Annotated in this window: 17 protein-coding genes; all 17 read right to left on the bottom strand. The window is 60.5% G+C overall.

Annotated features, from left to right (window positions below; genetic code table 11):
* Nucleotides 1-86: 86 nt before the first annotated feature.
* Nucleotides 87-647, bottom strand: a complete 561-nt coding sequence (locus tag J3P91_RS07990) for a DUF1285 domain-containing protein (RefSeq protein ID WP_305496045.1) — start codon at nucleotides 645-647, stop codon at nucleotides 87-89.
* A 16-nt stretch (nucleotides 648-663) separates the two neighbouring features.
* The gene (locus J3P91_RS07985; RefSeq protein ID WP_434569347.1) at nucleotides 664-1,269 is read right to left on the bottom strand and encodes a DUF4823 domain-containing protein; all 606 of its coding nucleotides are present in this window, start codon (nucleotides 1,267-1,269) and stop codon (nucleotides 664-666) included.
* A 134-nt stretch (nucleotides 1,270-1,403) separates the two neighbouring features.
* Entirely contained in the window at nucleotides 1,404-2,372 is a 969-nt protein-coding gene (locus J3P91_RS07980; protein ID WP_305496047.1) for a GTP 3',8-cyclase MoaA, read from the bottom strand.
* Nucleotides 2,373-2,509: 137 nt separating this feature from the next.
* Nucleotides 2,510-3,148 (bottom strand): TetR/AcrR family transcriptional regulator, encoded by a 639-nt coding sequence (locus J3P91_RS07975; protein ID WP_003204240.1) that lies wholly within the window; start codon nucleotides 3,146-3,148, stop codon nucleotides 2,510-2,512.
* Between the two features lie 383 nt (nucleotides 3,149-3,531).
* A complete protein-coding gene (locus J3P91_RS07970) occupies nucleotides 3,532-4,326 on the bottom strand; it encodes a TatD family hydrolase (RefSeq protein ID WP_305496048.1) in 795 nt (264 codons plus the stop codon).
* Nucleotides 4,327-4,336: 10 nt separating this feature from the next.
* Entirely contained in the window at nucleotides 4,337-4,693 is a 357-nt protein-coding gene (locus J3P91_RS07965; protein ID WP_305496049.1) for a PilZ domain-containing protein, read from the bottom strand.
* A gap of 40 nt (nucleotides 4,694-4,733) precedes the next feature.
* Nucleotides 4,734-5,720 (bottom strand): DNA polymerase III subunit delta', encoded by a 987-nt coding sequence (locus J3P91_RS07960; protein ID WP_434603265.1) that lies wholly within the window; start codon nucleotides 5,718-5,720, stop codon nucleotides 4,734-4,736.
* Nucleotides 5,713-6,345 (bottom strand): dTMP kinase, encoded by a 633-nt coding sequence (gene tmk, locus J3P91_RS07955; protein ID WP_434603263.1) that lies wholly within the window; start codon nucleotides 6,343-6,345, stop codon nucleotides 5,713-5,715. Before tmk ends, J3P91_RS07960 begins: the two co-directional genes overlap by 8 nt.
* Before the next feature lie 19 nt (nucleotides 6,346-6,364).
* Complete coding sequence (mltG, locus tag J3P91_RS07950) at nucleotides 6,365-7,537, bottom strand: endolytic transglycosylase MltG (protein ID WP_434603261.1); 1,173 nt, start codon at nucleotides 7,535-7,537, stop codon at nucleotides 6,365-6,367.
* A 3-nt stretch (nucleotides 7,538-7,540) separates the two neighbouring features.
* Nucleotides 7,541-8,356: an aminodeoxychorismate lyase gene (gene pabC / locus J3P91_RS07945; RefSeq protein WP_434603259.1), complete on the bottom strand. Its 816-nt coding sequence runs from the start codon at nucleotides 8,354-8,356 to the stop codon at nucleotides 7,541-7,543.
* Nucleotides 8,356-9,600 carry a beta-ketoacyl-ACP synthase II gene (gene fabF / locus J3P91_RS07940; protein ID WP_305496054.1) on the bottom strand — a complete coding sequence of 415 codons (1,245 nt, stop codon included), beginning with the start codon at nucleotides 9,598-9,600 and terminating at the stop codon, nucleotides 8,356-8,358. Before fabF ends, pabC begins: the two co-directional genes overlap by 1 nt.
* Before the next feature lie 108 nt (nucleotides 9,601-9,708).
* Nucleotides 9,709-9,945 carry an acyl carrier protein gene (acpP, locus tag J3P91_RS07935; RefSeq protein WP_003175607.1) on the bottom strand — a complete coding sequence of 79 codons (237 nt, stop codon included), beginning with the start codon at nucleotides 9,943-9,945 and terminating at the stop codon, nucleotides 9,709-9,711.
* A 191-nt stretch (nucleotides 9,946-10,136) separates the two neighbouring features.
* Complete coding sequence (fabG, locus tag J3P91_RS07930; protein ID WP_018613558.1) at nucleotides 10,137-10,880, bottom strand: 3-oxoacyl-ACP reductase FabG; 744 nt, start codon at nucleotides 10,878-10,880, stop codon at nucleotides 10,137-10,139.
* A 15-nt stretch (nucleotides 10,881-10,895) separates the two neighbouring features.
* Entirely contained in the window at nucleotides 10,896-11,834 is a 939-nt protein-coding gene (fabD, locus tag J3P91_RS07925) for an ACP S-malonyltransferase (protein ID WP_434603257.1), read from the bottom strand.
* Between the two features lie 124 nt (nucleotides 11,835-11,958).
* Complete coding sequence (gene plsX / locus J3P91_RS07920; protein WP_434569355.1) at nucleotides 11,959-12,969, bottom strand: phosphate acyltransferase PlsX; 1,011 nt, start codon at nucleotides 12,967-12,969, stop codon at nucleotides 11,959-11,961.
* Nucleotides 12,970-12,973: 4 nt separating this feature from the next.
* Complete coding sequence (rpmF, locus tag J3P91_RS07915; RefSeq protein WP_003179396.1) at nucleotides 12,974-13,156, bottom strand: 50S ribosomal protein L32; 183 nt, start codon at nucleotides 13,154-13,156, stop codon at nucleotides 12,974-12,976.
* A gap of 13 nt (nucleotides 13,157-13,169) precedes the next feature.
* Nucleotides 13,170-13,697 carry a YceD family protein gene (locus tag J3P91_RS07910; RefSeq protein WP_003204262.1) on the bottom strand — a complete coding sequence of 176 codons (528 nt, stop codon included), beginning with the start codon at nucleotides 13,695-13,697 and terminating at the stop codon, nucleotides 13,170-13,172.
* Nucleotides 13,698-13,705 lie beyond the last annotated feature (8 nt).

The raw sequence follows: 13,705 nt of genomic DNA, 5'->3' as shown, positions 1-13,705 counted from the left end.
GGCTTGCTCGCGAAAGCGGTGGGTCTGCATAAAAAGGTGTCGACTATGCTGCCGCTTTCGCGAGCAGGCTCGCTCCCACCCAGGATTCAGGGCTCAAGACCGATGGGGAAAAACACGCCGCCGCTCCATACGCCCAACCAGCGCTGACCATCGATTTCGCGACTTACTGCCAGCTCCACCAGTTGATAGAACACGTTGCGATGAATCAGCGCTTCGAGGTTGCTGCGCACGTGCACGTACGGCGCAGGCTCCTGGGTCTGGGGGTCGATGACCACCCGCATCGGATGATCGGGGCCGGCTTCGGTGGTTTCCTCAACGTTGGTAGTAAAGCGCAGCAACTGCCCTTCCCCCTCCCCCTCGACCTCAAGGGTCACGGCCACGAACGGGGCGTCGTCGACTTTGATGCCGACTTTTTCCACAGGGGTGATCAGGAAATAATCATCGCCGTCGCGGCGAATGATGGTGGAGAACAGCTTGACCATCGGCTTGCGCCCGATCGGCGTGCCCAGGTAATACCAGGTGCCATCACGGGCGATGCGCATGTCGATGTCGCCGCAGAAGTCGGGGTTCCACAAGTGGACCGGCGGCAGGCCTTTGGTCTTCGGGATCTGTCCCAGCAGGTCATTGGCTTTTTGCGGTCCGCTCATGGTGACTCCTTGAATGTTACTGGTCGCTAATCCCCAGCAAGGTGCGGGCATATTCACGCAGCGGGGCGGCGATCAGGTCTTCTGGCTGTTTGTCGTGCAACGTCAGTAAACCGCCACGACTTTTGATACGCGCAGTATCAATCAAATACTGGGTGCTGGTCTCGATCAACATGATCTGAATGACACCGGTATCGACACCTAGTCGATCCACGGCTTCTTCGTCCAGCCATTCGTCGGTGTTGCCGATGCGGTTGTCCGCTTTGGCGAACCGGGTATAAAGCAAGTAATGAGCACCGGCGGCACGCGCTTCGCCCATCGCCTGGTCGAGGCCTTCCGGGACCCGGGCGCGACGAACCATGGGGAAATACTCGATGAAACCGTTGAACGCTTCTTCAGCCACGACATTGGGCCGCGGATAAGCGCTGCCTGGCGGAGCAAAAGCACCCTGGGCAATGTAGATGAAGGAATCCGGCTGAATGCGCAGGTTGTTCACCCGACGGCTGTCGCTATGGTCCAGCAGGCCGGCGTCGCTCATGTGATAACGAACGCCCTCCCCCATGTCGCTGACATTCATGCAGCCACCCAGCGTCAAAACGGCCAGCAGCAAAAACAGGCTACGCATCCTATCCTCCAAAAACCGGTGACGGAAAACCGGCGAATGGCCATGGGATGCAGCTTTTGCGCCAGCTCGACAATTATCCGGTTTGGAATGTCTATGGTGGGGGAGCTTGCTCCGTCACCACAAAAAGCCGTTGTTCAGCCGCCGATGATCTTCATGATGGTCGCACCACCCGAGAACGCCACTTCCTGCTTGTCCCCCAAGGCCTTGACCAACAGCCGCTGGAGCGCCGGCAATGCCTGGTGACGCGGTTTGTCCAACAGATCGCCAACGTAGTGACGGTTACTCGACGACAGGCAGCCATGCAACCAGCCCGTGGAAGACAGCCGCAGCCGGGAACAGGTGCGGCAGAACGGCACGCTTTCGTTGGCGATCACACCGAAGTGCCCCAACCCCGGAATTTCGTAACGCACGGCCGTGGCATCGATCGGCGCATCGGCCTGCAGATATTCGTACTGGTCGCCAATCAGCCCCAGCAACTGCTGGAGGCTGACGAACTGTTGAAGGAACGCATTGGAATCCTTGGCCAGGTGGCCCATGCGCATCAACTCGATGAAACGCAACTCATAACCACGCTCCAGGCAGTACTGGAGCAACGGCATCACCTGGTCCAGGTTCTGCCCGCGCAACGGCACCATGTTGACCTTGATCTTCATTCCCGCCGCCCGGGCCTGCTCCATGCCGTCCAGCACGGTCGCCAGGTCGCCACCACGGGCAATGCTGCGAAACGCCACGGGGTCCAGGGTGTCGAGGGAGACGTTGATACGGCGGATACCGGCGTTGACCAGTAGAGGCAGCTTCTTTGCCAGCAGCTGACCATTGGTGGTCAGGCTGATGTCTTGCAGCCCCATCTGCCCCACCGCCGTCATGAAGCTTTCCAGCTTGGGGCTGACCAGTGGCTCTCCACCGGTGATGCGCAACCGCTCGATGCCGGCGGCTTCGATCAGATAGGCCACGCCCCGCGCCATGGCCTCGGCCGACAGTTCATCCTGCGCAGCCACCAGCCGCTTGCCGTCTGGCACGCAGTAGGTACAGGCATAGTTGCAGGCTGAAGTCAGGCTGATCCGCAAATTGCGAAAACGCCTGCCTTGACGGTCAACGATCATGATCACTCCGGCGAAAGAAGAATCGGGCCCGCAAAACCTGACCTAAAAATCAGATTTCTGCAAGGCCCAAGCCTGAGTATATTCCTCGGGCAATGCGCCATGTAAGCAGACATGGCGCAATCAGACAGCTGAATGCCTCAACTGCTCGGGACGTCGGTGTCGCGCTTGCGCTTGTTGCCCATGCGCACGCCAATGTCCATCAGGAACTGGAAGAAGCCTTCCTGATCTTCAAGCACATTGCTCCAGAACGGCGAGTGATACAGCGCCACGGCGCCATGCACCAGCGCCCAGGCTGCGCAGTAATGGAAATACGGCGGCACATCTTCGAGCTTGCCTTCGCTGATCCGGCCCTTGATCAGCAGGGTCAGGCGTTCGAAGTTGGAAGCGCGGATCTTGTGCAGCTCCTCGACCATTTCCGGCACCTGGTTGCCCTTGACCACCTTCTCCTCCAGGCGATCGAACAAGCGGTAACGCTGCGGGTCGCGCATGCGGAACTCGAAATAGGCCCGGGATAGCGCTTCCTTGTCCTTGTCCACATCGGCCGAATGCAACAACTCGTTCAAATCGCGCTCGTAATCGAGCATCAGCCGCAGGTAGATCTCGGCCTTGGATTTGAAATGTTTATAGATCGTGCCTTTGCCGATACCCACGGCATCCGCAATCATCTCGACGGTGACACTGTCTTCACCCTGGTCGAGGAACAACTTGAGCGCGGTATCGAGAATTTCCTGCTCGCGGCGACGAAACTCACGGACCTTACGGGGTTCTTTGTGCATAAGAAAAAGGTCTGAAGGGTCAAAATTCGAAGCCGGGTATTATGCCTAAATTACGCAAAAATGCACGGATCATCCATTTTCGATCAGTGTTCTGCGGAAAACCGTGCAGTCCCGACTCCTCCGTTTACCTGGCACCCTACCGTACTGGCAGGTTAACAGGACAGTGAGAACCTATCCGAAGCGAGCGTATTCCAAATTTGTTTAAAAACCGCCGCAACCACACTGGACGCATCGCCACAGTGATCAATACTTGAACTGTCGGCGTGACATCTCCCCCAAGTGACGCGCCGATAAAGGTACCAACGGACCGAGTGCCTTTGTTTACTCCTAATGGTCTTAACCCGGATTCACCCCCCAGAACCCGGGTTTTTTTTGTCCGTGATTCAGGCCCTCGGCGAACCGACATGGGCCAGGGGGAACAGGCGTTTGAAGTTTTCCGTGGTCTGCTGCGCGAACCGCTCATAGGATTCACCGCGCAACATGGCCAGGAACTCGGCCACCTCGCGCACGTACTGGGGAAGGTTCGGCTTGCCGCGATAGGGTATTGGCGCCAGGTAGGGCGAATCGGTCTCCACCAGCAATCGATCGGCCGGCACTTTGCTGGCGACGTCGCGCAGGGCATCGGCATTGCGAAACGTGACAATACCGGACAGGGAGATGTAGTAACCCATGTCCAGCGCAGCCTTGGCCATGTCCCAGTCCTCGGTGAAGCAATGCAGCACGCCCGCCTGGGGCAACGCCGCGTCGCGCAGCAGATCCAGGGTGTCGGCGCGGGCACCGCGGGTGTGGATGATTACCGGCTTGCCAGTCTGACGAGCCGCTTCCAGGTGCAAGCGGAACGAAGCCTGCTGCACCTCGGCGGCCTCCGGCTCGTAGTGATAGTCGAGGCCAGTCTCGCCAATGGCCACCACCCGAGGATGGTCGAGCTCGTGCAGCAGCCAGTCCAGGGCCGGCGCGGCATCGGGCTGTACGTCCAGCGGGTGGATACCCACCGAACAATCGACATCCGCATAACGGTCGGCCAGGACCTTGACGTCGGCGGCGTTGTCGGCGCTGACACCGATGCACAGGAAATGCCCGACGCCTCGTTGGCGCGCGGCATCCAGCGCGGCGTCCAGCGAACCGCCATGGGCGGCAAGGTCGAGGCGATCAAGGTGACAATGGGAATCTACAAGCATATGGGGCCAGCTACATCGTATGGGTAGGACGGTCGGACTTGAGGGTTCCGGCCAGGTGGGTTTCGATCTGATTGCGGGCCGAGTTGTCGCCTTCGTTGAACTGCACGCCAACCCCGGCCGCCCGGTTGCCCTGGGCGCCTTTGGGGGTGAGCCAGATCACCTTGCCGGCGACCGGGATTTTCTCCGGTTCGTCCATCAGGCTCAACAGCATGAACACCTCGTCGCCCAGGCGATAATTCTTGTTGGTGGGAATGAACAAGCCACCGTTTCTGATGAAGGGCATGTAGGCGGCGTAGAGCACCGACTTGTCCTTGATGGTCAGGGACAGGATGCCATTGCGTGGCCCGGGGCTGACAGGTTCGTTCATGCTGATCTCCGCTGCAATTGAGCTGAGTTTAGTGTGCCTGTCAGTTACGACCAGGCAAACTTGCCCATTGCACCAACAGCGCCTCCAGCAACAGGACGCGATTGAGGTTGGCCTTGCTCAGCACCTTCTGGCGTTGGGCAAGAATCCAGTCCTGAATGTTCAGGATTTTGTCCTGGCTGCTTTTTTGCGCCAGGTACTGGATCACCTTGCGCATGTCCGCCAGTCCCAGCCCAGCCTCGTCCTCGGTGAGCTGATAACGCAGGATCAGGCTCGACCAGTCACAGAACCAGTCGAACAGCAGCAGCAACGGAATGGCGTTCCAGCCCTCGGCCAGTTGCGTCGGCGACTGCTGTTGCTTGAGCAGTTTCTTGATGCCGTCCACGACCAGTGCCCGCTGCTCACGCACGCCCTGGGCCTGGAGGCTGACGGCCGCCAGTGGCGAACCGGCGGCCAGGGTCAGCAGCTCGACACGCTCCTCATCGCTGCTGTCAGGCAAGGCCCGGCCCAGCCACTGCAGGCTCATGGCCTCGCTGGGCAGCGGACAAGCCTGCTGCACGCAACGGCTCTTGATGGTCGGCAACAACCGACTCGGCTGGTGGCTGACCAACAGCAGGACGGTATTCCCGGAAGGCTCTTCGAGACTCTTGAGCAAGGCATTGGCAGCGTTGATGTTCATCGACTCCACCGGTTCGATCAACACGACCTTGCGCCCGCCCATCTGCGCGGTCTGGACGACGAAACTCACCAGGTCCCGGACCTGGTCGACCTTGATCGCCTTGTCCGCCTCTTCAGGCTCCAGCACGTAGTTGTCTGGATGGCTACCGGCCTTGAGCAGCAGGCAGGACTTGCATTCGCCGCAGCCGCCCGCGGCCACCGGGGCCTGGCACAACAGGCTCGCCATCAGGCGTTCGGCCAGGGCCCGCTTGCCGATCCCGGCCGGACCGTGGAGCAGGTAGGCATGGGCATGCTGGGCACGCCCGGCCAATTGCTGCCAGAGACTGTCCTGCCACGGATAGGCTTCAGCCACGGGCACGCTCCAGCAGACGCGGCAGCAGACCACCCAGCGACTGCTGGACCTGTGCCAGCGGTTGGGCGGCGTCGATCAGCAGGTAACGCGCCGGATCAGCCTTGGCACGCTCCAGGAAGGCATTGCGCACGGCGTTGAAGAAGGCCTGCCCTTCCAGCTCGAAGCGATCGAGCCGACCCCGGGCGCTGGCGCGGGCCAGGCCGATGTCCACCGGCAAGTCGAACACCAGGGTCAGGTCTGGCCGCAGGTCCGCCTGGACAAAGGTTTCCAGCGCGGCGATGCGTTCAAGGGACAAGCCCCGGCCGCCCCCCTGGTAGGCATAGGTCGAATCGGTGAAGCGATCACACAGCACCACCGCACCACGGGCCAGCGCCGGGCGGATCACCTCGGCCAGATGTTGCGCCCGGGCGGCGAAAACCAGCAATAGCTCGGTGTCGGGGTTCATGACCTCGTCAAGGGGTGCCAGCAGCACCTCGCGAATCCTCTCGGCCAATGGCGTGCCGCCCGGCTCACGGGACAGCACCACCTCGATGCCTTCAGCCCGCAAACGTTCGGCGAGGTATTCGCGGTTGGTGCTCTTGCCGGCGCCTTCGGGGCCTTCCAGGGTTATAAACAAGCCAGTCACGGGCGATCCTTAATCAGAGTCATTGCGGGCTCGGCGGCTCGCTGGCATTCGCTTCGGGGGCGGGTTGCGGCGCGGGTTCCTGGGGCGGCACCTGGGGCACGGCTTCAGGCGCCGTATCAGGTGAAGCGGCGGGAATCGGCGCCACATCGTCCGGCGCAACCGGGGCCGGGCTGGAGCGATAATCGGCGCGGCGCTTGAGCTGGTATTCGCGCACCGCGTTGTTGTGCGTTTCCAGGTCATCGGAAAACACATGGCTGCCATCGCCCCGGGCTACGAAATAAAGGCTGTTGCCGTCCGCCGGGTTCAACGCCGCATGAATCGCCTCGCGCCCGACCATCGCGATCGGCGTCGGCGGCAGCCCTGGAACCAGATAGGTGTTGTAGGGATTCGGTTCTTTCAGATGGGCGCGGGTGAGCTTGCCGGCGTAGCGCTCCCCCAGGCCATAGATTACGGTGGGATCGGTCTGCAACAACATGCCCAGGCGCAAGCGGCGCACGAACACCCCGGCGATCTGGCCACGCTCCTGGGGCACGCCGGTCTCCTTCTCGATCAGGGAAGCCATGATCAATGCCTGGTAGGGCTGGGTGTAAGGCACGTCGGTGGCTCGTTGCGCCCACTCCTTGGCGAGCACCTCTTCCAGCCGATCGTAGGCCTTCTTCAGCAGATCGGCATCCGACGTACCGCGCACGAACCGATAGGTATCCGGGAAGAACCGGCCTTCGGGAAATATCCCGGAATGACCAAGACGGTCCATCACCTGACTGTCGCTCAGGCCGGCGAGGGTCTGCTGGAGCTTCTCATCCTTGGCCAGCGCTGCGCGAACCTGACGGAAATTCCAGCCCTCCACCAGCGTGACGCTGTACTGCACCACGTCACCACGCTTCCAGACACCGATCAGGCCGTCCATCGTCATCCCCGGCACCATGCGGTATTCGCCGGAGTGCAGGGGTTGGCCGGCGAGGTTGAAGCGCCAGTAGACCCGCAGCCAGAACGCATCCTTGATCAGGCCATCGGCTTCGAGACGATTGAGCGTCCCGGTCGGCGTGGTGCCGTTGGGTACGTCAAGCAGCTCTTCCTGGGTGATGTTCAACGGCTGCTGCAGCGCCGAATGAATTTTCCACGCCGAAGCGCCCAGCAACAGCCCCGCCAGAACCAGTCCGACTTCCAGCAGCAGCAAGAATTTACGTCTCACGAATCAAGCATCCAATAGCGCACGGGCAAGGGTCTGCAGTTTACGGGTGAGCGGGCCAACCGACCAGCGCGCCGAACCGCATCCGCGTACCGGCCACACGCCATATACGCTGTTGCAGACAAAGACCTCGTCGGCCTGGTGCAGCTGTTCGAGGCTGATATCAATGGTTTGCGTGACGATGCCTTGAGACTCGGCTTGAAACAATAATTGCCCGCGCATCACCCCGGCGACACCACAACGACTCAGATCCGCCGTGATCAGCGCTCCGTCGTGCACCATGAACAGATTGCTGAACACGCCTTCGATTACCCGCCCGGACATATCCAGCATCAAGCCTTCGGCATGCTCGGTGTCGCTCCATTCGGCGCGGGCCAGCACTTGTTCTAGGCGATTGAGGTGTTTGAGGCCAGCGAGCAACGGTTGCTCGGACAGGCGTGTAGTGCAAGGAAACAGCTGAACGCCTTGCTCGGCATGGGCCAGCGGATAGGCCGCCGGCGGGCTGCCCTGCAAGATGCGGCGGGCCTGGGCTGAAGGATTGGCGGCATAGCCCCGCAGACTGTCGCCACGGGTCACGATCAGTTTCAGAACGCCATCGCCAAGCTGCTGCGCATAGGCTTGCAGTTCTGCGTTCAATACCGCCCAATCGACACTGATTGCCAACCGTCGGCATCCCAACGCGAGGCGTTGCAGATGCCCCTCAAGCAGAACGAGCTTACCGTCCCGCACGGCGATGGTTTCGAACAACCCATCACCGTAGGCCAGGCCGCGATCTTTCAGCGACAGAGCGTCAGCCGGCTGACCGTCGACCCAGCTTTCCATCAACCGGCGAACCGGCGAAACACCAGCGAGCCATTGGTCCCGCCGAAGCCGAAGGAATTGGACAACACGACGTCGATGTCCATGCTGCGGGCGGTATGCGGCACGAAGTCGAGGTCGCAGCCCTCGTCCGGCTCATCAAGGTTGATGGTCGGCGGCGCCACCTGGCTGTTGATCGCCAGTACGCTGAAGATCGCTTCCACCGCACCCGCCGCGCCCAACAGGTGGCCGGTCATCGATTTGGTCGAGCTGACAGCCAGTTTGTAGGCGTGGTCGCCGAACACGGTCTTGATGGCCTGGGCTTCGGCCAGATCGCCAGCCGGGGTCGACGTGCCATGGGCGTTGATGTACTGGACCTGCCCTGGATTGAGCTTGGCGTCGCGCAAGGCATTGGTGATGCAACGGGCCGCACCGGCGCCATCGGCCGGTGGCGAGGTCATGTGGAACGCATCGCCGCTGGTACCGAAGCCGATCAGTTCGGCATAGATGGTCGCGCCACGAGCCTTGGCGTGTTCAAGCTCTTCAAGCACCAGCGCACCGGCACCGTCCGACAGTACGAAACCATCGCGGCCCTTGTCCCACGGGCGGCTGGCCCGGTCCGGCTCATCGTTGCGGGTCGACAGCGCACGGGACGCGCCGAAACCGCCCATGCCGAGGCCGCAGGCGGCCATTTCAGCACCACCGGCAATCATCACGTCAGCTTCGTCGTACATGATGTTGCGCGCGGCCATGCCGATGCAGTGGGTGCCCGTAGTGCAGGCAGTAGCGATGGCGTAGTTGGGTCCCTGTGCACCGAGGTGGATGGACAGGAAACCGGAAATCATATTGATGATCGAGCCCGGCACGAAAAACGGCGAAATACGCCGCGGCCCAGAATCATGCAGCGTACGGCTGGTTTCTTCGATATTGGTCAAGCCGCCAATACCCGAACCCATGGCCACGCCGATGCGCTCACGGTTGGCGTCGGTGACTTCCAGCCCGGCATTGCGCACCGCCTGGAAACCGGCTGCCAGGCCGTATTGAATGAACAGGTCAAGCTTGCGGGCTTCCTTGACCGACAGGTATTCCTCGACATTGAAACCCTTTACCGAGCCGCCAAAACGGGTGGAATAGGCAGAAAGGTCGGTGTGTTCGATCAGACCAATGCCACTACGGCCAGCCAGAATGCCCTGCCAGCTGCTCGGCACATCCGTGCCCAGTGGCGACAACATACCCATACCGGTGACTACGACGCGTCTACGCGACACAGCACTCTCCTTTTTCAAATGACGACTTTGCATCAGGCCTAAAGAAAAAACCGCACGCCGAAATGGCAGTGCGGTTTTTCCATGACAGCTAGCGACGACTGAATACGATTACGCCTGGTGGCTGGTAACGTAGTCGATAGCAGCTTGTACAGTAGTGATCTTTTCAGCTTCTTCGTCAGGAATCTCGGTCTCGAATTCCTCTTCCAGAGCCATCACCAGCTCAACGGTGTCAAGGGAGTCGGCACCCAGGTCTTCGACGAAGGAAGCGGTGTTCACAACTTCTTCTTCTTTAACGCCCAGTTGCTCGGCAACGATTTTCTTGACGCGCTCTTCGATGGTGCTCATACCTTGTTTTCACTCCTAATGGACAAATTCAGGCAGCTGGCCGGTGGGTAAGTGTATAGAAAGACTTTTCGGTTTTTCAACCGAAAGCTTCACTCCTCGAACCCTGGGGCCCGCCGCCTATAAATAGATTGCAGCTTTATAACGGATTTTAGACAGCTCGTATGACATTTTTTTGAAGCAATCCGTCACATTTAACTCATGTACATCCCGCCGTTTACCGGGATTGTAGCCCCAGTCACGTATGCCGCACCGTCCGAAGCAAGAAAAGCGACCACGGACGCGATTTCTTGAGCTTGCCCCAGACGACCCAGCGGAATCTGTGTCAACAAAGCTTCACGCTGTGCTTCCGGCAGTTCGCGGGTCATGTCGGTGTCGATGAAACCCGGTGCAACCGAGTTTACCGTAATCGAGCGCGAACCGACTTCCCGTGCCAGCGCACGGCTGAAACCTTCCAGGCCGGCTTTAGCCGCAGCATAGTTTACTTGGCCAGCGTTGCCCATGGCACCCACAACCGAGCCGATACTGATAATTCGGCCCCAACGGGCCTTGGTCATGCCACGCAGAACGCCCTTGGACAGCCGATACAGGCTGTTCAAGTTGGTATCGACCACATCGAACCATTCGTCATCTTTCATGCGCATCATCAGGTTATCGCGAGTGATGCCGGCATTATTGACCAGGATCGCCGGAGCGCCGAACTGCTCCTGGATGCTTGCCAGAACCGCCGCAACAGATTCGTCGCTGGTGACATTCAGTTCAAGGCCGGTGCCTTGGATGCCGTTTTCCTTCAAGGTCGCGGCGATACGCTCGGCGCCTGAAGCGGAAGTCGCGGTGCCGATGACAATGGCGCCTTGGCGACCCAATTCCAGTGCGATAGCCTGGCCGATGCCGCGGCTTGCACCGGTCACCAGTGCAACTTTACCTTGCAGACTCATGCAAGCTTCTCCTGTTCAGGCTTGCGCTGCACGAGCGGCAGCGAAAGCGTCTGGGGTGTTGAGATTGGAAGTCGACACGCCTTCGGCGCAGCGTTTGTTCAGACCTGCCAGCACCTTGCCAGGGCCGCACTCGACCAGTTCGGTCGCGCCCTTGGCTGCCAGGGTCTGTACCGATTCGACCCAGCGAACCGGCTTGTAGAGCTGTTCCAGCAGATCGCGCTTGAGGGTCTCGAGATCCGACGCCACGTTGGCGCTGACATTCTGAACCACGGGAATCTGCGGCGCCTGCCAGTCGATGGCGGCGATGGATTCGGCAAACCGCTCGGCGGCCGGGCGCATCAGCTCGCAGTGCGACGGAACGCTGACCGGCAATGGCATCGCGCGCTTGGCGCCACGGGCCTTGCAACCTTCGATCGCGCGCTCGACAGCCGCCTTCGCGCCGGCAATGACCACCTGGCCCGGCGAATTGAAATTCACCGCGCTGACAACATCGCCTTGCGCCGCTTCGGCACAGGCTGCCAACACATCGACGTCTTCCAGGCCGAGGATAGCGGCCATGCCACCCTGCCCGGCCGGAACCGCTTCCTGCATCAACTGGCCACGCCGTTCCACCAGCTTGACCGCGTCGCCAAGGCTCAGGCTGCCAGCCGCCACCAGGGCGCTGTACTCGCCCAGGCTGTGACCGGCGACAAACGCCGGACGCGCGCCGCCTTCAGCCAGCCACAGGCGCCACAAGGCAATCGAGGCGGTGAGGATGGCCGGTTGGGTTTTATCGGTTTGATTGAGTTGCTCTTCCGGCCCTTGCTGGGTCAGTGCCCACAAGTCGTAGCCGAGCGCGTCGGATGCTTCTTTGAATGTTTCCAGGATCAACGGGTATTGCGCGCCCAGCTCGGCCAGCATGCCGAGGGACTGCGAGCCCTGTCCTGGAAAGACGAATGCGAGGGAAGCAGACATGAAAACAAAGCCCCTAATGATCTTGTCGTCAAAAATTGACGCCCCTGGGGGGCGCTAGGAAACTGACAGTTGGATGGCGGGTTGAACCGACCGGTCACATTTAAGCATTGTCGGACGAAAACGCCTAAGTTAACAAATCTTCAAGACGGCCATGCAGACGCTCAGGCAGGTTTTCCTCGATTTCAATCACCGCCCGGTTGATTGCACTCTGAAAGCCCTGCACCCCAGCCGAACCATGACTCTTGATCACGATGCCCTGCAGCCCGAGAAAACTCGCACCGTTGTGCCGCGCCGGGGCCAGGTCCGCCTGCAGACGACGCATCAGCGGCAATGCCAGCGCACCCACCGCCCTGGAAGCCAGGCTCTGCTTGAACAGGGCCTCGATCCGGCCGCCAATCATGGTCGCCAGGCCTTCGCTGGACTTGAGCAGGATATTGCCGACAAAACCGTCGCATACCACCACGTCAGCCTCGCCGCGATACAGCCCGTCACCCTCGACAAAACCGATGTAATTGATGCCCCGGGCGCTTTGCAACAATGTGGCCGCGAGCTTGACCTGCTGATTACCCTTGATGTCTTCGGTGCCGATATTCAGCAGTGCCACGCGAGGGCGAGCGATGCCCAGGGTTTCAGCCGCGACCGAGCCCATCACCGCGAACTGCAGCAAATGCTCGGCGCTGCAGTCGACATTGGCGCCCAGGTCCAGTAGCTGGCAGAAACCGCGCTGGGTCGGGATCGCCGCGACCATGGCGGGCCGATCGATCCCCGGCAGGGTTTTCAGCACGTAGCGGGACAGCGCCATCAACGCCCCGGTATTACCCGCACTGACACACGCCTGGACCTTGTCGTCGCGCAGCAGCTCCAGCGCAACACGCATCGAGGCGTCGGGCTTGCCGCGCAGAGCCTGGGCAGGCTTCTCGTCCATGGCGATGACTTCGGCTGCCGGCGTAATCGTCAGGCGCGCGCGATCCGCAGCAGGATAACCACTGAGCAATTCTTCCAGGAGGGAGGGTTGACCGACGAGGGTCAGGTGCAGCGAGGGCGTAGCATTCAGGCAAGCGAGGCTGGCCTGAACAATGCTGCGGGGACCGAAGTCCCCGCCCATTGCGTCAATCGCGATGACTTGAGCGGACAAGTGATTACTCGTCGGCGCCCTTGTCGATCACTTTACGGCCACGGTATACGCCTTCTGGCGATACGTGGTGACGCAGGTGAACTTCACCGGTGGTTTTTTCTACAGACAGGGTGCTAGCCTCGAGAGCGTCGTGCGAACGGCGCATGTCACGGGCAGAGCGGGATTTTTTGTTCTGCTGAACAGCCATAATTGATTAACTCCTAAACGTTTGGGTCACGCTTTAACTGCGCCAATACACTGAACGGGTTGGACCGCGTTACCTCGTCCTCGCTCGGTTCGGGCTCATCTGCTCCCGCCGGCTGCTGGCATTCTTCCGGATGATGAGCAGGCACAATGGGCAAGGCGAGCAGAAGCTCCTCCTCGATCAGTGACTGCAGATCCAATGGATCTTCGCCCAGTTCCAGCACGTCATAACCTTTCGGCAACGACTGGGTATTCGCACCCTCCTTCACCACGGCGTAACTGCATTCGCTGTGGATCGGCAGGGTGACCAGCTCAAGACAACGCTGGCAAACCATTTTGACTTCAGTGTCGATAAAGCTGTGGATCACCACAGATTTACGTTCATCTCGTTCAAAAACGAATTTGGCCTGGACCGTACCGACATCGTCGGAAAGCGGGTCGCAGAGTCTCTTCAAATCGGCCAGCAGCAATTCACCTTGAAGGGTGGTGCCACGGTCAGCCAATTTGCGCGGGTCAACGTGAGGTGGAATCGGGTCATTCAACATAGGCGCAG

The sequence above is a fragment of the Pseudomonas sp. Z4-7 genome (assembly GCF_051131965.1).
Taxonomy (GTDB): domain Bacteria; phylum Pseudomonadota; class Gammaproteobacteria; order Pseudomonadales; family Pseudomonadaceae; genus Aquipseudomonas.
The sequence above is the reverse complement of the archived record's forward strand: the minus strand, read 5'-3'. Positions and strand labels throughout refer to the sequence as shown.